Raw genomic sequence first — 23,788 nt, forward strand, 5'->3', positions numbered from 1 at the left:
CGATCGGTCGGGAGCGTGCTCAGGGAAGCATCCAGGTCGAGGGGGACCCCATGGCGACAGCAGCCGCCCGCGATACGGCCGGCGGTCCGACCGCGTACGACGCACCGGCGGACCCCGGTGACGCCGCCGCGCTCCAGAGTGCCTTCGACGCGGCGGTCGCCGCCGACGAGCGGATCGAGCCGCGCGACTGGATGCCGGACGCCTACCGCGCCACGCTCGTCCGGCAGATCGCCCAGCACGCGCACTCCGAGATCATCGGCATGCAGCCGGAGGCCAACTGGATCACGCGCGCGCCCTCCCTGCGCCGCAAGGCCATCCTCATGGCCAAGGTCCAGGACGAGGCCGGGCACGGGCTGTATCTGTACAGCGCCGCCGAGACCCTCGGCGTGAGCCGCGACGAACTGCTGGACAAGCTGCACGCCGGCCGGCAGAAGTACTCCTCGATCTTCAACTACCCGACGCTGACCTGGGCCGACGTCGGCGCCATCGGCTGGCTGGTGGACGGCGCCGCGATCACCAACCAGGTCCCCCTGTGCCGCTGCTCCTACGGCCCGTACGCCCGCGCGATGGTCCGCATCTGCAAGGAGGAGTCCTTCCACCAGCGCCAGGGGTACGAGCTGCTGCTGGCCCTCAGCAAGGGCACGCCGGAGCAGCACGCGATGGCGCAGGACGCGGTGGACCGCTGGTGGTGGCCGTCGCTGATGATGTTCGGCCCGCCCGACGACGAGTCGCAGCACTCCGCGCAGTCGATGGCCTGGAAGATCAAGCGGCACTCCAACGACGAACTGCGCCAGCGCTTCGTCGACATCTGCGTCCCGCAGGCGGAGTCGCTCGGCCTCACCCTCCCCGACCCGGACCTGCGGTGGAACGAGGAGCGCGGGCACTACGACTTCGGCGCCATCGACTGGCCGGAGTTCTGGGAGGTCCTCAAGGGCAACGGCCCGTGCAACGAACAGCGCCTGTCCCGGCGCAGGAAGGCCCACGAGGAAGGCGCCTGGGTCCGGGATGCGGCAGCGGCCCACGCGGCCAAGCACAGGAACGACACGACGGGAGCGACGCGCGCATGACCCACACCGACTGGCCGCTGTGGGAGGTCTTCGTGCGCTCGCGCAGGGGCCTGTCCCACACCCATGCCGGCAGCCTGCACGCCCCGGACGCGGAGCTCGCCCTGCGCAACGCGCGCGATCTGTACACCCGGCGCGGCGAGGGCGTCTCCATCTGGGTCGTGCCGTCCTCCGCCGTCACGGCCTCCTCGCCCGACGAGAAGGACCCCTTCTTCGAGCCGGCCGCCGACAAGCCCTACCGGCATCCCACCTTCTACGAGATCCCCGAGGGGGTGCAGCACCTGTGACGACGACACCCCCCGCGGACACCGTTCCCACGGCCGCCGCGCTCGCCCTCGGCGACGACGCCCTGGTGCTCTCCCACCGCCTCGGCGAGTGGGCCGGGCACGCCCCCGTGCTGGAGGAGGAGGTCGCCCTCGCCAACATCGCGCTCGACCTGCTCGGCCAGGCCCGGCTGCTGCTGTCGATGGCCGGTGACGAGGACGAGCTGGCCTTCCTCCGCGAGGAGCGCGCCTTCCGCAACCTCCAGCTGGTGGAGCAGCCCAATGGCGACTTCGCCCACACCATCGCCCGCCAGCTCTACTTCTCCGTGTACCAGCACCTCCTGCACGGCCGGCTGGCCTCCGGCGAGGGCCCGTTCGCCCCGCTGGCCGGCAAGGCCGTCAAGGAGGCCGCCTACCACCGCGACCACGCCGAGCAGTGGACCCTGCGCCTCGGCGACGGCACGGACGAGAGCCACGCGCGGATGCAGCGGGCCGTGGACGTGCTGTGGCGCTACACCGGCGAGATGTTCCAGCCCGTCGAGGGGATCGACGACGTCGACTGGAGCGCTCTGGAGCGCACCTGGCTGGAAGTGATCGAGGACGTGCTGCGACGCGCCACGCTCACGGTGCCGAAGGGGCCGCGCTCGGGGGCCTGGAGGGCCGGCGCGGGCCGCCAGGGCCTGCACACCGAACCCTTCGGCCGGATGCTCGCCGAGATGCAGCACCTGCACCGCAGCCACCCGGGGGCGACATGGTGACCACCACGCCCCTGGAGGAGCAGCTGCTGGAGCTCGCCGGTTCGGTGCCCGACCCCGAGCTGCCCGTGCTGACCCTGCGCGAGCTGGGCGTGGTCCGCGCGGTGCGGGCGCACGGCACGGACAGCGTCGAGGTCGACCTGACCCCGACCTACACCGGCTGCCCGGCCGTCGAGGTGATGAGCCTGGACATAGAGCGCGTGCTGCGCGAGCACGGCGTGCGCGAGGTCACCGTGCGCACGGTCCTCGCCCCCGCCTGGTCGACCGACGACATCACGGACGAAGGCCGCCGCAAGCTGCGGGAGTTCGGCATCGCCCCGCCCCGCACGGGCGCCGTCCCCGGCCCCGTCCGCGTCGAGCTGGGCCCCACACGCACACGCGACAGCGGCACCGCCGGCGGGCCGGAGCCCGTGCGCTGCCCGCACTGCGACTCCCCCGAGACCGAGCTGCTCAGCCGTTTCTCCTCCACCGCGTGCAAGGCGCTGCGCCGCTGTCTGTCCTGCCGCGAACCGTTCGACCACTTCAAGGAGTTGTGATGGCCCGCTTCCACCGGCTCCGGGTGGCCGCGGTCGACCGGCTCACCGACGACTCCGTCGCCCTCACCCTCGCCGTCCCCCCACGACTGCGCGAGGAGTACCGCCACATCCCCGGGCAGCACCTCACGCTGCGCCGCGCCGCCGACGGCGAGGAGATCCGCCGCACCTACTCGATCTGCTCCCCCGCCCCCGACGGCGAGGCGCCGAGCACCCTGCGGGTCGGGGTGCGGCTCGTGGAGGGCGGCGCGTTCTCCACGTACGCGCTCAAGGAGATCGGCCTCGGGGACGAGTTGGAGGTCATGACCCCCGCAGGCCGCTTCACGCTCCCCCCGGCCCCCGGTCTGTACGCGGCCGTGGTCGGCGGCAGCGGCATCACGCCGGTGCTGTCGATCGTCTCCACACTCCTGGCCCGCGAGCCGGAGGCACGGTTCTGCCTGATACGCAGCGACCGGACGACCGCCTCGACGATGTTCCTGGAGGAGGTCGCCGACCTGAAGGACCGTTACCCCGACCGGTTCCAGCTGGTGACGGCGCTCTCCCGGGAGGAGCAGCAGGCGGGACTGCCGTCCGGGCGGCTGGACCGGGAGCGGCTGGCCGCGCTGCTCCCGGCGCTGCTTCCGGTGGACCAGGTGGACGGCTGGTTCCTGTGCGGGCCGTACGGACTGGTGGAGGGCGCCGACCGGGCGCTGCGCGGGCTGGGCGTCCCCCGCTCCCGCATCCACCAGGAGATCTTCCACGTGGACTCCGGACCGGCCGCCCCCGCCGCCTCGGCCGCCCCCGCGCACAGCACGGTCACGGCACGGCTCGACGGACGCGGCGGCACCTGGCCCGTCCAGGCCGGCGAGTCCCTGCTGAGCGCGGTGCTGCGCAACCGGCCCGACGCGCCCTACGCCTGCAAGGGCGGTGTGTGCGGCACCTGCCGGGCGTTCCTGGTCTCCGGCGAGGTGCGCATGGACCGCAACTTCGCCCTGGAGCCGGAGGAGACGGAGGCGGGGTACGTCCTGGCCTGCCAGTCGCACCCGGTGACGGAGAAGGTGGAGCTGGACTTCGACCGCTGAGACCGCCGGTCCCGTCCTGCGGGGCGGGACCGGCGGACTCGGACGCTTCTCGGGGCGCCCCGGGCGACCGCTAGAGCACGTGACCCGGCTGCCCGTCGTCGGTGACGACGGGACGCCCCGCGGCCTCCCACACCTGCATCCCGCCGTCCACGTTCACGGCGTCGATGCCCTGCTGGGCCAGGTACATGGTGACCTGGGCCGACCGTCCGCCGGAGCGGCAGATCACATGGATCCGGCCGTCCTGCGGGGCGGCCTCGGTCAGCTCGCCGTAGCGGGCGACGAACTCGCTGACGGGGATGTGCAGCGCGCCTTCGGCGTGGCCGGCCTTCCATTCGTCGTCCTCACGGACGTCCAGCAGGAAGTCGCCGTCCTTGAGGTCGCCGACCTGGACCGTGGGCACACCAGCTCCAAAACTCATGCACCCGACGCTACCGGACCGCGGGGCACACCCGGTTTCAGCCTTGCAGCGCCGCCAGCTCCGCCTCACGCTCGGCCACCTGGGCCCGCAGCTGCGCGGCGATGTCCTCGAGGAGCTGGTCGGGGTCGTCGGGCGCCAGCCGCAGCATGGAGCCGATGGCGCTCTCCTCCAGGTTCCTGGCGACCAGCGTGAGCAGTTCCTTGCGCTGGGAGAGCCACTCCAGGCGGGCGTAGAGCTCCTCCGCCGGGCTCGGGGTGCGCTTCAGCTCCGGTCCCGCGGCCCACTCCTGCGCGAGCTCGCGCAGCTCCTCCGCGCTGCCACGGGCGTAGGCGGCGTTGACACGGGTGATGAACTCCTCGCGGCGGGCGCGCTCCTCGTCCTCCTGCGCCAGGTCGGGGTGGGCCTTGCGGGCGAGCTCGCGGTAGAGCTTGCGGGCCTCCTCGCTGGGCCGCACCCGTTCCGGGGGCCGCACCGGCCGGTCCGTGAGCATGGCGGTGGCCTCGGGGAACAGGCCGTCCCCGTCCATCCAGCCGTTCATCAGCTCCTCGACGCCGGGGATCGGCACCAGCCGGGCGCGCGCCTCGTCGGCCCGCCGGCGGTCCTCGGGGTCGTCGCTGCGGGCCGCCCTGGCCTCGAGGATCCGGGCGTCCAGCTCCTCGAGGCGGGCGTACATGGGGCCCAGCTTCTGCTCGTGCAGCCGGGAGAAGTTCTCGACCTCGACGCGGAACGTCTCCACGGCGATCTCGAACTCGATCAGCGCCTTCTCCGCCGCCCGCACGGCCTGTTCCAGCCGCTCCTCGGGCCGCGTCGCGCCACCGCCGACGGGCGTACGCTGCGCGCCGGCGCCTTCACCCTGGTCACCTTCCGAGGTCGTCACCCGGACAGCGTAGGTCACCTGCGGGGGCGGCACGTCCCGTCACCGGGGCGTGCGTCCGGACCGGGCCGTCCTGGGGCGAACCGTCTCAGATCCCCGTCTCCGCGGCGATCCGGCCGGCGCGCACCGCCGCCACCAGGTCCGTGTGGTCCGCCTCGGTGCGGTCGGCGTAGGCGACGGCGAACGCGGCGACCGCCTCGTCCAGCTCGTCGTTCTTGCCGCAGTACCCGGCGATGAGGCGGGGGTCGGCGCTGTGGCTGTGGGCGCGGGCCAGCAGGGCCCCGGTCATGCGGGCGTAGTCGTCGATCTGGTCGGCGGCCAGCGCGGCCGGGTCCACGCTGCCCTTGCGGTTGCGGAACTGCCGCACCTGGTACGGACGGCCGTCGACGGTGGTCCAGCCCAGCAGGCTGTCGCTTATCACCTGCATCCGCTTCTGGCCCTCGACCACCCGGCGCCCCTCGTGCTCCGCGTCCTGGGCGTCGAAGCCAGCGGCCGGGAGGTGCGGCATCAGGGCGGAGGGACGGGCCTCCTTCACCTGGAGCACGAGCGGCTCGCCCCGGTGGTCGAGCAGCAGCACGACGTAGGAGCGGGTGCCGACGCTGCCGGTGCCGACGACGCGGAACGCCACGTCGTGCACCGCGTACCGGGCGAGCAGGGGGTGGCGGTCGGCCGGGAGCGTGCCGAGGTACTGCTCCAGGGACGCGGCGACGGCGGCCGCCTCGGCGTCCGGGACGCGGCGGAGCACGGGCGGCGCGTCGACGAAGCGGCGTCCGCCGTCCTCGGTGCGCTCGGTGGACCTGGCGGCGAAGCGGCCGCTGGTGTTGACGCGGGCCTTCTCGGAGACCCGCTCCAGGGTGCCGATGAGGTCGTGCGCGTCCGCGTGGGAGACCAGCTCCTCGTCCGCGATGGCGTTCCACGCGTCCAGCGCCGGCAGCTTGGCCAGGAGGCGCATGGTGCGGCGGTAGGCGCCCACCGCGTCCCGGGCGGCCGCACGGCACACGTCCTCGTCCGCGCCGGCCTCCCGCCCGGCGAGCACGAGGGAGGCGGCGAGCCGCTTCAGGTCCCACTCCCAGGGGCCGCGCACGGTCTCGTCGAAGTCGTTGAGGTCGATGACCAGGCCGCCGCGGGCGTCGCCGTAGAGACCGAAGTTGGCCGCGTGGGCGTCGCCGCAGATCTGGGCGCCGATGCCGGTCACCGGCGTGCGGGCCAGGTCGTGGGCCATGAGGCCCGCCGAGCCGCGCAGGAAGGCGAACGGGGTGGCCGCCATCCGGCCGACGCGGAGGGGCGCCAGCTCGGGCAGCCGGCCGCGGCTGGACTCCTCGACGGCGGCCACGGCGTCGGGCCGGGAGACGTCCGGGCCGAGGGCGGCGTGGGCGCTGCGGGGCACCCGTCCGCGCAGCGCCTTGCCCTCCTGCCTGGGGGAGCCCGCGGCGGGCCGGCGACCGAATCCCGGCACCTGCGGCAGCCGCTGTCCGGTCCCGGTCTCCCCGGGCGAGGCCCCGGGCGCCCCGGCGACCACGTCGCCCCCTCCGGCTCGGGCGTCGCTCATCTCGGCCGCCTCTCCCCTGCGCATGTGTGCGGTGCGCACGTCTCGTCATCGATCGAGCCGACCGTACAGCCGGCGGGCGCGCGGGCGTCAGCCCTGTGGACGACGCACACCCTGTGGACGACCACGGACGGGCACCCCGCACGGTCGGCCCGCCCTCCGTTCGACCACGCCCAGCCGCCCGCCCCGGCCCACGATCCGGCCCACGCCCCCGCGGCCCGTTACGACCGGAGATCACCCCTCTTGCCGCCCCTGCGCACCCGATTCGATCATGAGATGTTCCTCACACGTCCACCCCGCCCTCACAGGGCCCGGACATGCGAAACGGGCGGCATCCGATGGATGCCGCCCGTCCGACGGTGTGCGCGAGGGGGGAGTTGAACCCCCACGCCCTTTCGGGCACTGGAACCTGAATCCAGCGCGTCTGCCTATTCCGCCACCCGCGCATTGGGTGTGTCTTCCGGTCCTTGCCTTTTGGGGCCTGGCGCCTTCCGACATCGAGAACATTAGCACGCTGTCCGGGGTGGATTCACATCCCTTCCGGGCGGACCGCCTCCGACCGGGGACGACGCCGTCACCGCCCCTTCCGGGCACCTCTCCGGCGTCCCGTTCGCACCCGGCCACTGGAAAACCCGCGGCCGTCTCTTTCTCCCTCTATACGCCCCCTCCACGCCCTCCGCCGTCCACGGACCCCCGCCGACCGGCGCCTGACGCCCGCCCGTGTCGCGACCGTGACCGCCTCACGTATCAACCTCGTACCGGTACCGGCCGTCTCCCCAGGAGGCGGACGGAGTCCGCCGCAGGGTGCGGGACACTGGTCTGTGGCCCCCTCTACGATCCATGGCAGAACGACGGGCACCACCACGGCCGACGGAGTTCGAAGAGGAGCCTCGGAGGGAACTTCGTCAGGCGTCGACACCCGGCGGCCGGGCGGACAGGGGGAACCAGCCGATCGGGCGGCGCGTGGATACGATCAGTAAGCAGTACCAGGTAAGCGGTGCACACAACGGTGCACGGGGCAGTACACAGGACGGCAGCGACGGAGGAGGTGCCCCATGGGAGTCCTGAAGAAATTCGAGCAGCGTCTCGAAGGTCTGGTCAACGGCACCTTCGCCAAGGTGTTCAAGTCCGAGGTCCAGCCCGTGGAGATCGCCGGTGCGCTCCAGCGGGAGTGCGACAACAACGCCACCATCTGGAACCGCGACCGCACCGTCGTGCCCAACGACTTCATCGTCGAACTGAGCACCCCTGACTTCGAGCGCCTGAGCCCGTACTCCGGCCAGCTCGGCGACGAGCTCGCCGGCATGGTCCGCGACTACGCCAAGCAGCAGCGTTACACCTTCATGGGCCCGATCAAGGTGCACCTGGAGAAGGCCGAGGACCTCGACACCGGCCTGTACCGCGTGCGCAGCCGCACGCTCGCCTCCTCCGCCAGCCAGGCGGCGGCTCCCGGGGCGGTCGCTCCCGCCCCGCCCGCCGGCCGCCCCGGAGGTTACGGCTACCCGCCGGCCGCCCCCGCGGGCGCCCCGCCCATGCCCGCCGCGCCGCCGCCCGGCCGGCCCGGCGGTTACGGCTACCCGCCGGCCGCGGCCCCCGGCCCCGTGCCCGGCGGCCGCACCCGCTACTGGATCGAGATCAACGGCACCCGCCACCAGATCTCCCGCCCCACCCTGGTGATGGGCCGCAGCACCGAGGCCGACGTGCGGATCGACGACCCCGGTGTCTCACGCCGGCACTGCGAGATCCGGACCGGAACGCCCTCGACGATCCAGGATCTCGGCTCCACCAACGGCATCGTGGTGGACGGGCAGCACACCACCCGCGCTACGCTCCGCGACGGCTCGCGGATCGTCGTGGGCAGCACCACCGTTATCTATAGGCAAGCCGAAGGGTGAAGCGGGGGCAATGTCAGAGCTGACCCTCACGGTCATGCGGCTGGGTTTCCTGGCCGTTCTGTGGCTGTTCGTGATCGTGGCCGTGCAGGTCATCCGGAGTGACCTGTTCGGCACTCGCGTCACCCAGCGCGGAGCCCGGCGCGAGACCGGCCGGCAGCAGGCGGCCCGCCAGGCGCCGCCCCCGCAGCGCCAGCAGGCCGGCGGCGGCCGCCGCGGCCGCAACACCCCCACCAAGCTGGTCGTGACCGAGGGCACCCTGACCGGCACCACCGTCGCTCTCCAGGGCCAGACCATCACCCTGGGCCGGGCGCACGACAGCACGATCGTGCTGGACGACGACTACGCCTCCAGCCGCCATGCCAGGATCTACCCGGACCGCGACGGGCAGTGGATCGTCGAGGACCTGGGCTCCACCAACGGCACCTACCTGGACCGGACCCGGCTGACGACCCCCACGCCGATCGCGCTGGGCGCACCGATCCGCATCGGCAAGACCGTCATCGAGCTGCGGAAGTAGTACGAGAATGAGCGAGCGGAGCGAGCACGCGGTGGGGGTCCTCACCCAGGGTCCCGGCGCGCTCCCGACCGGAGGGTGGGCAGTGTGGCTCGACACGACCGGCTGTACCCGGAGCCGACGGGCGAGGTGCGCATGAGTCTGTCCCTGCGCTTCGCCGCCGGATCGCACAAGGGCATGATCCGGGAGGGCAACGAGGACTCCGGTTACGCCGGTCCCCGCCTGCTCGCCATCGCCGACGGCATGGGCGGCGCCGCCGCCGGTGAGGTCGCCTCCTCCGAGGCGATCTCCACCATCGTCGCCCTCGACGACGACGTGCCCGGCTCCGACCTGCTCACCTCCCTCGGCACGGCCGTCCAGCGGGCCAACGACCAGCTGCGCATGATGGTCGAGGAGGACCCCCAGCTCGAGGGCATGGGCACCACCCTGACCGCGCTGCTGTGGACCGGTCAGCGCCTGGGCATGGTGCACGTCGGCGACTCCCGCGCCTACCTCCTGCGCGACGGCGTCCTCACCCAGATCACCCAGGACCACACCTGGGTGCAGCGTCTGGTGGACGAGGGCCGGATCACCGAGGAGGAGGCCACCACCCACCCGCAGCGGTCCCTGCTGATGCGGGCCCTGGGCAGCGGCGAGCACGTCGAACCCGACCTCTCCATCCGCGAGGTGCGGGCCGGCGACCGCTACCTGATCTGCTCCGACGGCCTGTCCGGCGTGGTCTCCCACCAGACCCTCGAGGAGGCCCTGGCCAGCTACCAGGGCCCCGAGGAGACCGTCCAGAACCTGATCGAGCTGGCGCTGCGCGGCGGCGGGCCCGACAACATCACCGTGATCGTCGCCGACGTCCTCGACCTGGACACCGGGGACACCCTGGCCGGGCAGCTCTCCGACACCCCGGTCGTGGTCGGCGCCGTCGCGGAGAACCAGAACCAGCCGCAGGACAACGGCATCATGCAGACGCCCGCGGGCCGCGCCTCCGGCCTCGGGCGGCGGCGCGGCGGGGGCGGCGGGGGCGGCGAGTTCGGTCCGCCCGGCAGCGGCGACGTCACCGGTTTCATCCAGACCGACGGCTTCGGCTACGGCGACGACGACTTCGTCAAGCCGGCCAAGAACCGCCGGTGGCTCAAGAGGTCCGCGTACGGCCTGCTCGCACTCGCCGTCATCGGCGCCGGTCTGTACGGCGGCTGGCGCTGGACGCAGACGCAGTACTACGTCGGCGCCAAGGACGAGCACGTCGCGCTGTACCGGGGCATCAACCAGGACCTGGCCTGGGTGTCCCTGTCGAAGGTCGAGAAGGATCACCCCGAGATCGAACTCAAGTACCTGCCGCCCTACCAGCGCAAGCAGGTCGAGGCGACCATCGTCGAGGGCGATCTGTACGGCGCGCGGGAGAAGATCGAGGAACTGGCCGTCCAGGCCTCCGCGTGCAAGAAGCAGGCCGAGCGGCGCGCCGCCGCCGGCGAGAGGAACGCGCGCACCGGCGAGGGCGAGGCCGGGGGCACCACGGGAACCACCCCCGCCTCCTTCGCGTCCAAGGCATCGCCGACGCCGAACCCCTCGGGCTCGGCGAAGGCACCGGAGCAGTCCACGCCCCCGTCCACGACCGCACCCACTACCAGCCCCGGCCCCAGCCTCTCGGAGGAAGAGCAGAAGGTCGTCTCGCTGTGCGGTAAGCAGTAGGCAAGCCGTGAGAGGCCCTGTCACACGATGAGCAGTACTACCAACCCGTCGACGCAGCACACGTCCACGATCGGTGCCATCGGCGCGCCCAGCCGCCGCAACACCGAGCTCGCGCTGCTGGTGTTCGCCGTCGTCATCCCGGTCTTCGCCTACGCCAACGTGGGACTCGCCCTCGACGACCAGGTGCCCGCCGGGCTGCTGAGCTACGGCCTGGGACTCGGTCTGATGGCGGGCCTGGGCCATCTCGCCGTCCGCAAGTTCGCCCCGTACGCGGACCCACTGATGCTGCCGCTCGCCACGCTGCTCAACGGCCTGGGGCTGGTCGCCATCTGGCGCCTGGACCAGTCCGAGAGACTGCAGGCGAGCAGTACCTTCGTGGAGGCGGCGCCGCGCCAGCTGATGTACTCGGCGATCGGCGTGGCCTTCTTCGTGGCCGTGCTGTTCTTCCTCAAGGACCACCGCGTCCTGCAGCGCTACACCTACATCTCGATGGCCGGCGCGCTGGTGCTGCTGCTCCTGCCCCTGGTCCCGGGCCTCGGCCACAACGTCTTCGGCGCCAAGATCTGGATCAAGATCCCGGGTCTCGGCACGCTCCAGCCCGGTGAGTTCGCCAAGATCGTCCTCGCGGTCTTCTTCGCGGGCTACCTGATGGTCAAGCGCGACGCCCTGGCCCTCGCCAGCCGCCGCTTCATGGGGCTCTACCTGCCGCGCGGCCGTGACCTCGGCCCGATCATCGTGGTCTGGATCATCTCCATCCTGATCCTGGTCTTCGAGACCGACCTCGGTACCTCGCTGCTGTTCTTCGGCATGTTCGTGATCATGCTGTACGTCGCCACCGAGCGGACCAGCTGGATCGTGTTCGGTCTGCTGATGTCCGCGGCCGGCGCCGTCGGCGTGGCGAGCTTCGAGCCGCACATCCAGACGCGTGTGCAGGCCTGGCTGGACCCGATGCGCGAGTTCGAGCTCAGCCGCGCCGGCGTCCAGGACGGCATCGTCCACTCCGAGCAGGCCATGCAGGCGCTGTGGGCGTTCGGCTCCGGCGGCACCCTCGGCTCGGGCTGGGGCCAGGGCCACTCCGACCTCATCGGCTTCGCCGCCAACTCCGACTTCATCCTCGCCACCTTCGGCGAGGAGCTGGGCCTGGCCGGCGTCATGGCGCTGCTGCTGCTCTACGCGCTGATCGTGGAGCGGGGCGTGCGGACCGCCCTCGCCGCCCGCGACCCGTTCGGCAAGCTGCTCGCCATCGGCCTCTCCGGGGCCTTCGCCCTCCAGGTCTTCGTCGTGGCCGGCGGCGTCATGGGACTCATCCCGCTGACCGGTATGACGATGCCCTTCCTGGCGTACGGAGGTTCCTCCGTGATCGCCAACTGGGCGCTGATCGGCATCCTGCTCAGGATCAGCGACACCGCCCGCCGCCCGGCGCCCGCCCCCGCCTCCAACCCCGACGCCGAGATGACCCAGGTGGTCCGCCCGTGAACAAGCCCCTGCGCCGGGTCGCCGTCTTCTGCGGCCTGCTCATGCTCGCCCTGCTCGTCAGGAACAACTGGATCCAGTACGCCCAGGCAGACAAGCTGCGGACGGACGAGAAGAACCGCCGCGTGGCGATCGAGCGGTACGCCACACCGCGCGGCGACATCATCGTCGACGGCGAGCCCATCACCGGCCACAAGGCGACCGGCGGCGACTTCGCGTACAAGCGCACGTACAAGGACGGCGCCATGTGGGCGCCGGTCACCGGTTACGTCTCCCAGGCCTTCGGCGCCAACCAGCTGGAGGCCATCGAGGACGGCATCCTCACCGGCAACGACGACCGTCTCTTCTTCCGCAACACGCTCGACATGCTGACGGGCGAGAAGAAGCAGGGCGGCAACGTCGTCACCACGCTCAGCGGCGCCGCCCAGAAGGCCGCCTACCAGGGCCTGAAGAAGCAGGGCGGCAAGGGTTCCGTCGTCGCCCTGGAGCCGACCACCGGCAAGATCCTCGCGCTGGCCTCCTACCCGTCGTACGACCCGTCCACGATCGCGGGCAACAGCCTGGAGACGGACGCCAAGGCGTGGGAGAAGCTGCAGAAGAAGAACAACCCGGACGACCCGATGCTGAACCGGGCGCTCCGTGAGGTGTACCCGCCCGGCTCGACCTTCAAGGTCGTCACGGCGGCGGCCGCGCTGGAGCACGGCATGGTCGAGGACGCGGACGAGAAGACCGACACCCCGCTGCCGTACATCATGAAGGGCACCACGACCGAGCTGAAGAACGACGGTGACCTGCCCTGCAAGGACGCCAGTCTCCGCGAGGCGCTGCGCGTGTCCTGCAACACCGTCTTCGGCAAGCTCGGCACCGAGATCGGCAACGACAAGATGCTGGAGACCGCCAAGAAGTTCGGCTTCGGCCAGGAGCACTTCACCCCGGTCCGCACCAGCGCCTCCGTGTTCTCCGACAACATGGAGCCGTCGCAGGTCGCGCTCTCCTCCATCGGCCAGTTCAACACCGCGGCGACCCCGCTGCAGATGGCCATGGTCGCCGCCGCCGTCGCCAACAACGGCACCCTGATGAAGCCCTACATGGTCGACGAGCTCCAGACGCCCAGCCTGGACACCGTCGAGAAGACGGACCCGGAGAAGCTGAGCGAGCCGATGTCGGCGGAGAACGCCCAGATCCTCCAGTCGATGATGGAGACGGTCGTCAACGACGGCACCGGCGGCAACGCGAAGATCGACGGCGTCACGGTCGGCGGCAAGACCGGTACCGCCCAGCACGGTGAGAACAACAGCAAGAACCCGTACGCGTGGTTCATCTCCTACGCCAAGGCCGACGACGGCAGCTCGCCCGTCGCCGTGGCGGTCGTCATCGAGGACGAGGACGCGGTGCGGGGTGACATCTCCGGTGGTGGTCTCGCCGCTCCGATCGCCAAGGACGTGATGGAGGCGGTCCTCAAGAGCAAGCAGTGACCCCGGTCACGTCCGCTTCACATCGGTGCACGTTGCGGTACCGGTCCGGTATCGGCTGACGCACTTTGCCAGGGCCACAGAAAAAGAGCCGGGTACGGTAGGCCCGGAACGCAGCCTCCGATCGCACAAGGGTGCCGGTCGGGACCGACGGAGAGGGCTGGTAGGTAGCTATGGAAGAGCCGCGTCGCCTCGGCGGCCGGTACGAACTGGGCCAGGTGCTCGGCCGTGGTGGAATGGCGGAGGTCTACCTCGCCCACGACACCCGTCTCGGCCGCACCGTGGCAGTGAAGACGCTGCGCGCCGATCTCGCGCGTGACCCGTCCTTCCAGGCCCGGTTCCGCCGGGAGGCCCAGTCGGCCGCCTCGCTCAACCATCCCGCGATCGTCGCGGTCTACGACACGGGCGAGGACTACATCGACGGGGTCTCCATCCCGTACATCGTCATGGAGTACGTCGACGGTTCCACGCTCCGTGAGCTGCTGCACAGCGGTCGCAAGCTCCTTCCGGAGCGGACGCTGGAGATGACCATCGGCATCCTCCAGGCGCTCGAGTACTCCCACCGGGCCGGCATCGTCCACCGCGACATCAAGCCCGCGAACGTCATGCTGACGCGCAACGGCCAGGTCAAGGTCATGGACTTCGGCATCGCCCGCGCCATGGGCGACGCCGGCATGACGATGACCCAGACCGCCGCCGTCATCGGCACCGCCCAGTACCTCTCCCCGGAACAGGCCAAGGGCGAACAGGTGGACGCCCGGTCCGACCTGTACTCCACCGGCTGCCTGCTGTACGAACTCCTCACCGTCCGGCCGCCGTTCGTCGGCGACTCCCCGGTCGCGGTCGCCTACCAGCACGTCCGGGAGGAGCCGCAGCCGCCGAGCGTCTTCGACCCCGAGATCACGCCCGAGATGGACGCGATCGTGCTGAAGGCGCTCGTCAAGGACCCCGACTACCGCTACCAGTCGGCCGACGAGATGCGCGCCGACATCGAGGCCTGCCTCGACGGCCAGCCCGTCGCGGCGACCGCCGCCATGGGCGCCGCCGGCTACGGCGGCTACCCGGACGACCAGCCGACGACGGCGCTGCGCTCGGACGCCGGCGCGGGTGCCGGCGCCACCTCGATGCTGCCGCCCATGAACCCGGACGACGGCGGCTACGGCTACGACGACCGCCAGAGCCGGCGCCGCCCGCCGAAGAAGAACAACACCAGCACGATATTGCTGGTCGTGGCGGGTGTCCTGGTCCTGATCGGCGCCATCCTGATCGGCCGCTGGGTGATGAGCGGTGACGGAGTGGACAACAGCACCGTTGCGACCCCCAACTTCATCGGCGAGACCAGGGCGGACGCCGAGAAGCGCGCCGTCAACAGCGACTTGCAGCTGAGCTTCACGGAGAAGCCCTGCGAGAACCAGGCCAAGGGCAACATCTGCGACCAGGACCCGAAGGCCGGGACCGAGGTGGAGAAGGGGGACACCGTCAACCTGGTGGTCTCCACCGGTGCGCCGAAGGTCGCGGTGCCGAGCGTGATCGGTGACAGCCTCGAGGACGCCAAGGCCGAACTCGAGGGCGAGAAGTACGAGTTCGTCGTCGAGGTCGAGGAAGAGATCAGCGGCGAGGAGCCGGGCACGGTCATCGAGCAGGCCCCGGATCTCGGTGAAGAGGTGGAGAAGGGCACCACCGTCACCCTCACCGTCGCCAAGGCCGAGGAGAAGGCCACCGTCCCGAACGTCCTCGGCAAGACGTGTGACGAGGCCGTGGCCCAGATGACGGCGAACAACCTCACCGGCGCCTGTGTCGAGGAGGAGACCGACGACCCGAACCTGGTCGGCAAGGTCATCCGCACCTCGTTCCAGGCGAACACCGAGGTCTCGAAGGGCACCCAGGTGCAGATCTTCATCGGCAAGGCGAAGGAAGCCGAGAAGGTGGCCGTGCCCAAGGTCAACGGTCAGAGGCTCGAGGACGCCCAGCGCATGATCCAGGACGCGGGTCTCTCCCTCGCCGACGTCGTCGGGCCCAAGGACCCCAACGCACGCGTCCTCGGATCCAACCCGACCCAGGACAGCCAGGTGGACAAGGGCGCCGGAGTGACCCTGTTCACGGTCGGCGGTGGTGGCGGCGGCGGCATCTTCGACGACTGACCCGCGGGTCCCCGCACGACAGGAGCCCCGGCCCCCTCTTCGGAGGGGGCCGGGGCTCCTTGCTGTTCCGGGTGGCAGGTGCGGGGCGCCGGGCTCAGCGCAGCTCCTCCGGCGGGGTGCGGTTCTCGTCCACCTTCTCCTTGCGGACCAGTTCGCCCCAGACGATGTAGCGGTACTTGCTGGTGTAGACCGGTGTGCAGGTCGTCAGCGTGATGTAGTGGCCGGCCTTCTTCCGGCCGGACTCCTCGGGGACCTCGGCGAGGACGCCGACGTTGTACTTCGAGGTCTCCGGGAGGATGCCGTAGACCTTGTAGACGAACCACGTGTCCTTCGTCTCGAAGACGATCGGATCACCCTTCTTGATCTTGTGGATGCCGTGGAACTTGGCACCGTGGCCGTCCCGGTGGGCGGCGAGGGAGAAGTTGCCCTTCTTGCCGGACGTCGGCAGCGTCGCCTTCACGGGGTCGGTGTAGTAGCCGGCCACGCCGTCGTTGAGGACCTTCATCGACGTGCCCTTCTCGACGAGGATGTCGTCGTCGCTCATCGTGGGCACGTGCAGGAAGCCGATGCCGTTCTTGCTGTCGTACACGGCGGGTCCTTCGCGTTCGCCGCCGTCGGACTCCTGCGCCCAGGAGTCGCGGACCTCGTCCGCCTGCTGGTCCGCGGCGCGGTCCGCGACGACGTTCGTCCACCACAGCGAGTAGACGACGAACAGGCCGAGCACCACGCCCGCGGTGATGAGCATCTCCCCGAAGAAGCTGATCACCATGGCCACCGGTCCCGGACGGCGGCGCTCCCGCGGCGGCGGGGACGCGTGCGTGTGCTGTGCGGTGTCGTCGGCGGTCGCTGCCACGTTTCCTCTGCCCTTAACTGACGAGCGCATCCGGCTTTCCCTTGCTGCGCGGCCGTTCCTCGACCATCTGGCCCCAGACGATCAAGCGGTACTTGCTGGTGAACTCGGGTGTGCACGTGGTCAGCGTGATGTAGCGGCCCGGCTTGGTGAAGCCCGAGCCCTTGGGCACCGGGTCGAGGACGCTGACGTTGCTCGGCGGCGTCACCGGCAGCATCGACGCCGTCTTGTACACGAAGTACTTGTCCTGCGTCTCCACGACGATCGGATCGCCCTGCTCCAGCCGGTTGATGTACCGGAACGGCTCCCCGTGCGTGTTGCGGTGCCCCGCGAGACCGAAGTTGCCGGTCTTGTCGTCCGGCATCGCCGTCTTCAGCGGGTCCTCCGCGTAGTGGCCGACCATGCCCCGGTCGAGGACCTTCTCGTCACTGATGCCCGCGGCGATCGGCACCACCACGTCCAGCTTCGGTATGTGCAGCAGCGCGAAGCCCTGCCCCGGTTCGAACGCGCCGGGCTTGCGCTCGCCGTTCGCCCAGTCCCGCTGGAGGTCGCTGGCCTCCTTGCCGGCCTGTGCCTGCGCGCGCACGTTCGTCCACCACAGCTGGTAGGTGACGAACAGCAGCATCAGCACGCCGGAGGTGATGAACACCTCGCCGATGGCCCGGCTCGCCACGACCGCCGGGCTCGCCTTGCGGGCCCGTGCCTGCCTGCGCGCCTCGACCCGGGACAGCGGAGCCCGTGGCGCCCCCTCAGAGGCGTCGTCCCGCTCCCTGCCGGTCGGGGGCCCGTCCCCGGCCTTGTGGGAGCCTCCACGCCGTCCCTGCCGCTTCTTGGCCGCCTTCCTGCGGGCCGCCCGGCCCCCGGCCGGCGGGGGCTCCTCGCGCGTCGTCCGCGGGGGCGGGTCCGGGATGCGCAGCGCGACGGTCTCGTCGTCGACCGGCGGGAGCTGCGCGGTGGCGTCGTCGGTGCCCCCCGCGTCGTAGGAGCCGGGCGTCGCCGCCCGGCCGTACCAGCCGTCCTCGTACGCCCCCTGGGCCCCGTGCGCACCCTGTGCCTCGTACGGCTGCCCGCCGTACGAGGTGCGGTGGTCGCCGGCGCCGTGACCGTGGGCGCCGGACTCGCGCTCGGGGCGCAGCGCCGTCACGCCGAGGACCTGCCCACCACCGGGGCGAGCCCCGCGGACCTCGCCACGGCGTCCGGGTCACCGCACTCCGCGAGCCAGTTGGCCAGCATCCGGTGGCCGTGCTCGGTCAGCACCGACTCGGGATGGAACTGCACCCCTTCCACCGGGAGTTCACGGTGCCTCAGTCCCATCACGGTGCCGTCCTCGGTGCGGGCCGTGACCTCCAGCTCGGCGGGCACCGTGGCCGGCTCGGCGGCCAGCGAGTGGTACCGGGTGGCGGTGAAGGGCGAGGGCAGTCCGGCGAAGACGCCCTTGCCCCCGTGCGTCACCGGGGAGGTCTTGCCGTGCAGCAGCTCGGGGGCCCGGTCGACCACACCGCCGTACGCCACCTGCATCGACTGCATGCCGAGGCAGACGCCGAAGACGGGGACACCGGTCGCTGCGCAGTGCCGCACCATGTCCACGCAGACGCCGGCCTCTTCGGGGGTGCCGGGCCCCGGGGACAGCAGCACGCCGTCGAAACGGTCCTGGGCGTGCGACGTCGACACCTCGTCGTTGCGCAGGACCTCGCACTCGGCGCCCAGCTGGTACAGGTACTGGACCAGGTTGAAGACGAAGCTGTCGTAGTTGTCGACGACGAGAATGCGCGCGCTCACTGGTTGTCCACCGTCACATCGTTGAAGGGCAGCAGCGGCTCGGCCCAGGGGAAGACGTACTGGAAGAGGACGTAGACCACGGCGACGATCAGCACGAGTGAGATGAGCGCCTTCACCCATCCGTTGCCCGGCAGATGCCGCCAGATCCAGCTGTACATGCCGTCCCTTCCGTCGTACCACGGCACCAGACCCACGCCGTACGCCACCAGACTAACGGCGCAACGCCCTCTGTTTCCCGGCCTCCACAGGCTGTGTGACAAGCCGACCGGTCCGTTGTATGCACCCCTCAGTACGTGCCGCGAGGCCGATCGCCTCGATACCGGACGCATGTTCCACGTGAAACGGGACGACGGGGGAGAGCGGGGTGTCAGTCCACGGGTTCGGCGTAGCGCAGGTCCACCGTGCCGCTGTAGCCGGGCAGGGTCACGGTCCCCTCGTCCTCGACCTTCCAGCCGAGGCCGTAGACGTTGACGTACACCATGTAGTTCTGGATCGCCGGTGAGGCGGCGAGCGCCTTCCTCAGCTTCTCCGGGTCCCCGACCGCGGTGATCGTGTACGGCGGCGAGTAGACGCGGCCCTGGAGGATCAGGGTGTTGCCCACGCAGCGCACGGCGCTGGTGGAGATCAGCCGCTGGTCCATCACCTTGATGCCCTCGGCGCCGCCCTGCCACATGGCGTTCACCACGGCCTGGAGGTCCTGCTGGTGGATGACCAGGTAGTCCGGCTGCGGTTCCGGATAGCCGGGGAGCTTGGCGGTGGCGTCCGGCGGGGCGTCGTTCAGGGTGACCGTGATCGCCTCGCCCTTCAGCTCCTGGGTGCCGGCGCGCTCCTCCAGCTCGGCGAGGCGGGCGTCCTCGGCCTCGGTGCTGCCGTCGTCGCGCTCGGCGAGGGCCTCTATGTCCTCGCGCAGCGTGCCGTTGGACTCGTCGAGCTCGGCGTTCTTGCGGCTGCGCTCGTGGATCAGGTCGGACAGCTTCAGCAGGGAGGCGTCCGTGCGGATGTTGGTGCCCTTGGCCGTGTCGAAACTGATGAAGAAGAGGAGGCCCGCGAGGGCGAAGATGCCCGCGGTGAGCACCCGCACCGGACGCAGACGGCGTCGGCGGGATGTGGGACTGGATTCCGCCCCCGGGAAGTCGGCAGAATTGCTCAACGTACCCTTATCTCCTTCGGCGCCGTGGAAGCACTACGCTAACGGACGCCCGGGGGAGCACTCAGAGTCCCCTTGTACGCTGCCCCGAGCCCGACCCAGACCCTGCGCGGCCACGCAGCGCATCGACAGGAGAGACCCTCGTGCCGAAGTCACGTATCCGCAAGAAGGCCGACTACACGCCGCCGGCGGCGAAGCAGGCGGCCGCGATCAAGCTGACCAACCGCGCCTGGGTCGCGCCGGTGATGCTGGCCCTGTTCCTCATCGGCCTGGCCTGGATCGTCGTCTTCTACGTCACGGACGGCTCGCTGCCCATCGACTCGCTGGGCAACTGGAACATCGTGGTGGGCTTCGGCTTCATCGCCGCCGGGTTCGGCGTCTCCACGCAGTGGAAGTAGCGCCGGACCGGCCTCCGCGCACGGCTCCGGCCGCTCGCTGAGCCTTGCCCTGCCCGGAGGGGTCCACAGCTCTGGGCAGGGTTTTCCCCTGAGTTATCCACAGCCCTTGTCCACATGTGGATAGTCGACCCCATCTGTGGATAACTCCCTTCGGGATTGACGCCGGTGTGACAGAAATATCAACACCGAAAGCCTGTTCGCCTACGGTCTGACCTGTGGAAACAGCGGCCGGTCACCGAACGCGGCACACTTCCCGCACAGTGTGCACAAGATCCGGCACCGTCTGTGGACAAACGCCCGGTCAGGTGAGCTGCGCGGTCCTCATCAGCGTGATCAGCACGACCACGGCCAGCACCAGCGCACAGGTGCCGTACTGCACCAGCGCCCGCCGCTCACGCGGGGCGTGCACCATCGCGTAGCCGATGACGACACCGGCGACCAGCCCCCCGATGTGGGCCTCCCAGGCGATGCCGCTCCAGCTGAAGGTGAGGACGAGGTTGATCGCCAGCAGGGCGATGATCGGCCGCATGTCGTAGCGGAGCCTGCGCATCAGCACGGCGGTCGCGCCGAACAGCCCGAAGACCGCCCCGGACGCGCCGAGCGAGGCCGTGCTCCCCCCGGCCAGCAGATACGTCAGGGCACTGCCCGCCAGACCGGAGATCAGATACAGCGCGAGATAGCGCGCCCGGCCCAGATGCTGTTCCAGCGGTCCGCCGAGCAGCCACAGGCTGAGCATGTTGAAGCCGATGTGCCAGATCTCCTCGTGCGTGAACATCGAGGTCACCAGGCGGTACCACTCGCCGCCCGCCACTCCCTGGGTGGGCACGAACGGCGCCGGCGGCCAGGCGCCGACCAGGTAGAGATCGGCCAGCAGCGACCTCTCGATCGTCACGGCGAGGAACACCGCGAAGTTGATCCCGATGAGGATCTTGGTCACCAGCCGGGGATCCGCGGCGATGCTCCCGCCGGCCAGCGTGCGGGGCATGGAGGCGGACGGCGCGTGGCCGGTGCCCCCGCCGCTGCGGACGCAGTCCGGGCACTGGAACCCGACCGAGGCGTCGACCATGCACTCCGGGCAGATCGGCCGCTCGCACCGGGTGCAGCGGACACCGGTCTCGCGGTCCGGGTGGCGATAACAGCCCGGGACGCGCTGGGCGTCCTGCCGGCTGCCGGCGGCCTGGTCGTCCATGAGATCCCCTAGGTCGTTGGAAAAGCCCCGCCCCGCCCATCCTTACGGATGAGCGGGGCGAATGGTTCCCTTGGAGGCTTTCGCGCCCGGGGAGCGAGGTGCTCAGCCCTCGCGGATCTCGACCGACTCGATGACCACGTCGTTCACCGGACGGTCGGTGCGCGGGTTGGTCTGCGTCGAGGCGATGGTGTCGATGACCTTCTGGCTCGCGGCGTCGGTGACCTCGCCGAAGATCGTGTGCTTGCGGTTCAGCCAGGCCGTCGGGGCGACCGTGATGAAGAACTGCGAGCCGTTGGTGCCCGGACCGGCGTTGGCCATCGCCAGCAGGTAGGGCTTGTCGAAGCGCAGGTCCGGGTGGAACTCGTCGCCGAACTGGTAGCCGGGGCCGCCGGTGCCGTTGCCCAGCGGGTCACCGCCCTGGATCATGAAGCCGCTGATCACCCGGTGGAAGACCGTGCCGTCGTAGAGCTTGTCCGTGGTCTTCTGGCCGGTCCGGGGGTGCGTCCACTCCCGCTCGCCCTTGGCGAGCTCGACGAAGTTCTTGACCGTCTGCGGCGCGTGGTCCGGGAAGAGCTGGACCTGGATGTCGCCGTGATTGGTCTTCAGGGTGGCGTAGAGCTGCGTAGCCACGATGTGCCTTCCGTTGTCTTTCCGTGACTCCCTGATCCTCGCACGGACCGGACGCGTAGTCGCCCGGCCTCCGTCCACAGGACCGTGTCCGGGGCCGTACCGCTTGCGGGAACCGTCAGGAGTCCTTCCGTGCCGGGGGCGCATCGCGCCGATCCGTGGCATCGTCGGCGAGACGCACCCGTTGCACCGTATGCACCCCCTTGCCCTCGATATCGCCGTCGGTCACCGAGGACGGCACCCGTTCGCCCGTCCACGCATGCCGCACGCCGACCCGGCAGGCATGATCCGTAAAAGGGTGGAAAGTCGAAATACCGTACGCCACCGAGGAGGAGGAACTCGTGACCCGCATCGACAGCGTGCGCGCCGCGACCGGTTCGGCGAAGGACAGCGTGCTGCACGCCGCGGAAGTGGTGGCGCCCTACGCCGACACGGCCAAGGTCAGGGCCGCGCACTACGCACAGGAGGCCCGTGTGCGCCTCGCGCCCAAGGTGTCGCAGGCCGCGGAGCAGGCGCGCGTCCAGTACGACGCCCGTGTGCAGCCGTATCTGGAACAGGTCAAGACCCACGTGCCGCCGAAGGTCGACAAGGCCGCCCACCAGGCCGCCGTCCGTACGCGCCTCGCCGCCCGCCAGGCCGCGGAGTACTCCCGGCCGGTGATCGAGCAGGCGATGGCCGCCGCCGGACCCGCCCGGGAGGAGGCCGCGGCCCGGAGCGCGGCCGCGCTCGCCGCCCTGCGGGGCCAGGTCTCGGCCCAGCAGATCCAGAAGCTCGTGCGCAAGCAGCAGCGGCGGGCCAGGGCCGGCCGTGCGGCCAAGGTCGTCCTGATTCTGGGTGCCGTGGCGGGCGGGGCCTATGCCGCCTGGAAGTGGTGGGACAAGCAGGCCAACCCGGACTGGCTGGTGGAACCGCCGGCCGCGACGGACGTGTCCGGCTCGACCGCCCTGACCTCCGTGGACGGCAGCGACGTGGGCGCCCTGGACCCCGAGGTCGAGGCCAAGGAGGCCGAGGAGGACGCCGCCAAGCGCGACGAGAGCTGACGGCAGGGCCTTGGCCGTCAGCACGAGGAACGGAGCGAACGGAGCGGCGGGACAGAGGACTTGATCCTCTGTCCCGCCGCTCCGTTTCACGTGAGACAAACCCCCCGCACCGCGTTTCCGCAGGTGGAGGGGGTTATCTGTGGAGCCTAGGGGAGTCGAACCCCTGACATCTGCCATGCAAAGACAGCGCTCTACCAACTGAGCTAAGGCCCCGGGAGGGTAGCGTCCACCAGGACAAACACATCCCGGCAGGCGTCCGGGACCAGAGTACCGGGTCCCCCCGGGGATTCCGCAAAAAGATTGGGGGTCCCCGTGACCAACCACTCTCCGTAAGATGCTCGGCGTGGTTCGCTCCAGCGAATCCACGGTTCATGGGGAAGCGATGGGGAGACGCAATGGACGCCGCACAGCAGGAAGCCACCGCCAGAGCGCGGGAACTGCAGCGGAACTGGTACGGGGAGCCGCTGGGGGCGCTCTTCCGTAGGCTCATAGACGACCTGGGCCTCAACCAGGCCCGTCTGGCGGGGGTGCTCGGGCTGTCCGCACCGATGCTGTCGCAGCTCATGAGCGGCCAGCGGGCGAAGATCGGCAACCCGGCGGTGGTCCAGCGCGTGCAACTGCTGCAGGACCTGGCGGGGCAGGTCGCGGACGGCAGCGTCAGCGCGGCCGAGGCGACGGAGCGCATGGAGGAGATCAAGAAGTCCCAGGGGGGCTCCGTCCTCACCAACACCACGCAGACCACGAGCAGTTCAGGCGCTCCCACGGTCAAGCGCGTGGTCCGTGAGATCCAGTCCCTGCTGCGCTCGGTGGCGGCCGCCGGCGACATCCTCGACGCCGCGGACTCGCTCGCGCCCACCCACCCGGAGCTGGCGGAGTTCCTCCGGGTCTACGGGGCCGGCCGCACGGCCGACGCGGTCACGCACTACCAGGCACACCAGAGCTGATGCACCGCCCGGCGGCCGAAGGGGGTTCGGCCGCCGGTGACACGCGGGAGCCGGGGGGACACCGGGGCACAGGGGGAGTCGCATCGCTCGTCGTGGGGGAGAGACAAGGGGGACGTCTCAGGGGG

24 protein-coding genes and 2 tRNA genes are annotated in these 23,788 nt (G+C 70.7%); 14 read left to right on the top strand and 12 right to left on the bottom strand.

Annotated elements, in window-relative coordinates; translation table 11 throughout:
* Positions 1-50 precede the first annotated feature (50 nt).
* From paaA to paaE, 5 genes are read left to right on the top strand one after another with little or no spacing between them, the layout of a single operon-like run.
* Positions 51-1,067 carry a 1,2-phenylacetyl-CoA epoxidase subunit PaaA gene (gene paaA / locus C1708_RS16210; RefSeq protein ID WP_106413359.1) on the top strand — a complete coding sequence of 339 codons (1,017 nt, stop codon included), beginning with the start codon at positions 51-53 and terminating at the stop codon, positions 1,065-1,067.
* Positions 1,064-1,351 carry a 1,2-phenylacetyl-CoA epoxidase subunit PaaB gene (gene paaB / locus C1708_RS16215; RefSeq protein WP_024886305.1) on the top strand — a complete coding sequence of 96 codons (288 nt, stop codon included), beginning with the start codon at positions 1,064-1,066 and terminating at the stop codon, positions 1,349-1,351. The genes paaA and paaB overlap by 4 nt, the downstream gene beginning before the upstream one ends.
* Entirely contained in the window at positions 1,348-2,085 is a 738-nt protein-coding gene (gene paaC, locus C1708_RS16220) for a 1,2-phenylacetyl-CoA epoxidase subunit PaaC (RefSeq protein WP_106413360.1), read from the top strand. Before paaB ends, paaC begins: the two co-directional genes overlap by 4 nt.
* On the top strand, positions 2,079-2,618 hold the full coding sequence (gene paaD, locus C1708_RS16225; protein WP_106413361.1) for a 1,2-phenylacetyl-CoA epoxidase subunit PaaD: 540 nt from the start codon (positions 2,079-2,081) through the stop codon (positions 2,616-2,618). Before paaC ends, paaD begins: the two co-directional genes overlap by 7 nt.
* Positions 2,618-3,676, top strand: coding sequence for a 1,2-phenylacetyl-CoA epoxidase subunit PaaE (gene paaE, locus C1708_RS16230; RefSeq protein WP_106413362.1), 1,059 nt, complete (start codon positions 2,618-2,620; stop codon positions 3,674-3,676). Before paaD ends, paaE begins: the two co-directional genes overlap by 1 nt.
* Positions 3,677-3,746: 70 nt before the next feature.
* On the opposite strand, the gene C1708_RS16235 is transcribed toward paaE, so the two are convergent.
* The 4 genes from C1708_RS16235 to C1708_RS16250 form a co-directional block, all read right to left on the bottom strand.
* Positions 3,747-4,076, bottom strand: a complete 330-nt coding sequence (locus tag C1708_RS16235; protein WP_106413363.1) for a rhodanese-like domain-containing protein — start codon at positions 4,074-4,076, stop codon at positions 3,747-3,749.
* 55 nt (positions 4,077-4,131) lie between these two features.
* The gene (locus C1708_RS16240) at positions 4,132-4,971 is read right to left on the bottom strand and encodes a hypothetical protein (RefSeq protein ID WP_106416328.1); all 840 of its coding nucleotides are present in this window, start codon (positions 4,969-4,971) and stop codon (positions 4,132-4,134) included.
* Between the two features lie 85 nt (positions 4,972-5,056).
* Entirely contained in the window at positions 5,057-6,517 is a 1,461-nt protein-coding gene (locus C1708_RS16245) for a DUF2252 domain-containing protein (protein WP_106416329.1), read from the bottom strand.
* Between the two features lie 359 nt (positions 6,518-6,876).
* A tRNA-Leu gene (locus C1708_RS16250) sits at positions 6,877-6,960 on the bottom strand.
* Positions 6,961-7,569: 609 nt separating this feature from the next.
* Here C1708_RS16250 and C1708_RS16255 point away from each other — a divergent pair.
* The 6 genes from C1708_RS16255 (at position 7,570) to pknB (ending at position 15,689) form a co-directional block, all read left to right on the top strand.
* On the top strand, positions 7,570-8,409 hold the full coding sequence (locus C1708_RS16255; RefSeq protein ID WP_106413364.1) for an FHA domain-containing protein: 840 nt from the start codon (positions 7,570-7,572) through the stop codon (positions 8,407-8,409).
* A 10-nt stretch (positions 8,410-8,419) separates the two neighbouring features.
* Positions 8,420-8,926, top strand: coding sequence for an FHA domain-containing protein FhaB/FipA (locus C1708_RS16260; protein WP_106413365.1), 507 nt, complete (start codon positions 8,420-8,422; stop codon positions 8,924-8,926).
* A gap of 132 nt (positions 8,927-9,058) precedes the next feature.
* Complete coding sequence (locus C1708_RS16265) at positions 9,059-10,603, top strand: Stp1/IreP family PP2C-type Ser/Thr phosphatase (RefSeq protein WP_106416330.1); 1,545 nt, start codon at positions 9,059-9,061, stop codon at positions 10,601-10,603.
* A gap of 27 nt (positions 10,604-10,630) precedes the next feature.
* Complete coding sequence (locus tag C1708_RS16270) at positions 10,631-12,079, top strand: FtsW/RodA/SpoVE family cell cycle protein (protein ID WP_106413366.1); 1,449 nt, start codon at positions 10,631-10,633, stop codon at positions 12,077-12,079.
* A complete protein-coding gene (locus C1708_RS16275; RefSeq protein WP_106413367.1) occupies positions 12,076-13,551 on the top strand; it encodes a peptidoglycan D,D-transpeptidase FtsI family protein in 1,476 nt (491 codons plus the stop codon). Before C1708_RS16270 ends, C1708_RS16275 begins: the two co-directional genes overlap by 4 nt.
* 170 nt (positions 13,552-13,721) lie before the next feature.
* The gene (gene pknB / locus C1708_RS16285) at positions 13,722-15,689 is read left to right on the top strand and encodes a Stk1 family PASTA domain-containing Ser/Thr kinase (RefSeq protein ID WP_106413368.1); all 1,968 of its coding nucleotides are present in this window, start codon (positions 13,722-13,724) and stop codon (positions 15,687-15,689) included.
* 94 nt (positions 15,690-15,783) lie between these two features.
* Here the strand turns inward: pknB and C1708_RS16290 are convergent, their stop codons facing one another.
* From C1708_RS16290 to C1708_RS16310, 5 genes are all read right to left on the bottom strand, one after another.
* The gene (locus C1708_RS16290; protein ID WP_106413369.1) at positions 15,784-16,542 is read right to left on the bottom strand and encodes a class E sortase; all 759 of its coding nucleotides are present in this window, start codon (positions 16,540-16,542) and stop codon (positions 15,784-15,786) included.
* A 13-nt stretch (positions 16,543-16,555) separates the two neighbouring features.
* Complete coding sequence (locus C1708_RS16295) at positions 16,556-17,683, bottom strand: class E sortase (RefSeq protein WP_106413370.1); 1,128 nt, start codon at positions 17,681-17,683, stop codon at positions 16,556-16,558.
* Entirely contained in the window at positions 17,680-18,318 is a 639-nt protein-coding gene (locus tag C1708_RS16300; RefSeq protein WP_106413371.1) for an aminodeoxychorismate/anthranilate synthase component II, read from the bottom strand. Before C1708_RS16300 ends, C1708_RS16295 begins: the two co-directional genes overlap by 4 nt.
* Positions 18,315-18,512 carry a hypothetical protein gene (locus tag C1708_RS16305; RefSeq protein WP_198602772.1) on the bottom strand — a complete coding sequence of 66 codons (198 nt, stop codon included), beginning with the start codon at positions 18,510-18,512 and terminating at the stop codon, positions 18,315-18,317. Before C1708_RS16305 ends, C1708_RS16300 begins: the two co-directional genes overlap by 4 nt.
* Positions 18,513-18,685: 173 nt before the next feature.
* Positions 18,686-19,468, bottom strand: a complete 783-nt coding sequence (locus tag C1708_RS16310) for a DUF881 domain-containing protein (RefSeq protein ID WP_106413373.1) — start codon at positions 19,466-19,468, stop codon at positions 18,686-18,688.
* Positions 19,469-19,608: 140 nt separating this feature from the next.
* Between C1708_RS16310 and crgA the strand changes: the two genes are divergently transcribed.
* Positions 19,609-19,863, top strand: coding sequence for a cell division protein CrgA (gene crgA, locus C1708_RS16315; RefSeq protein ID WP_106413374.1), 255 nt, complete (start codon positions 19,609-19,611; stop codon positions 19,861-19,863).
* A 301-nt stretch (positions 19,864-20,164) separates the two neighbouring features.
* On the opposite strand, the gene C1708_RS16320 is transcribed toward crgA, so the two are convergent.
* Positions 20,165-21,052: a rhomboid family intramembrane serine protease gene (locus C1708_RS16320; protein WP_106413375.1), complete on the bottom strand. Its 888-nt coding sequence runs from the start codon at positions 21,050-21,052 to the stop codon at positions 20,165-20,167.
* A 102-nt stretch (positions 21,053-21,154) separates the two neighbouring features.
* Entirely contained in the window at positions 21,155-21,682 is a 528-nt protein-coding gene (locus tag C1708_RS16325) for a peptidylprolyl isomerase (RefSeq protein WP_106413376.1), read from the bottom strand.
* A 338-nt stretch (positions 21,683-22,020) separates the two neighbouring features.
* Here C1708_RS16325 and C1708_RS16330 point away from each other — a divergent pair, with 338 nt between their 5' ends.
* Positions 22,021-22,719 (top strand): DUF5324 family protein, encoded by a 699-nt coding sequence (locus tag C1708_RS16330; protein WP_106413377.1) that lies wholly within the window; start codon positions 22,021-22,023, stop codon positions 22,717-22,719.
* Positions 22,720-22,859: 140 nt separating this feature from the next.
* Here the strand turns inward: C1708_RS16330 and C1708_RS16335 are convergent.
* A tRNA-Ala gene (locus C1708_RS16335) sits at positions 22,860-22,932 on the bottom strand.
* A 182-nt stretch (positions 22,933-23,114) separates the two neighbouring features.
* Between C1708_RS16335 and C1708_RS16340 the strand changes: the two genes are divergently transcribed.
* Positions 23,115-23,663: a helix-turn-helix domain-containing protein gene (locus C1708_RS16340; RefSeq protein WP_019526636.1), complete on the top strand. Its 549-nt coding sequence runs from the start codon at positions 23,115-23,117 to the stop codon at positions 23,661-23,663.
* Positions 23,664-23,788 lie beyond the last annotated feature (125 nt).

This window comes from Streptomyces sp. DH-12 (assembly GCF_002899455.1).
GTDB lineage: Bacteria > Actinomycetota > Actinomycetes > Streptomycetales > Streptomycetaceae > Streptomyces.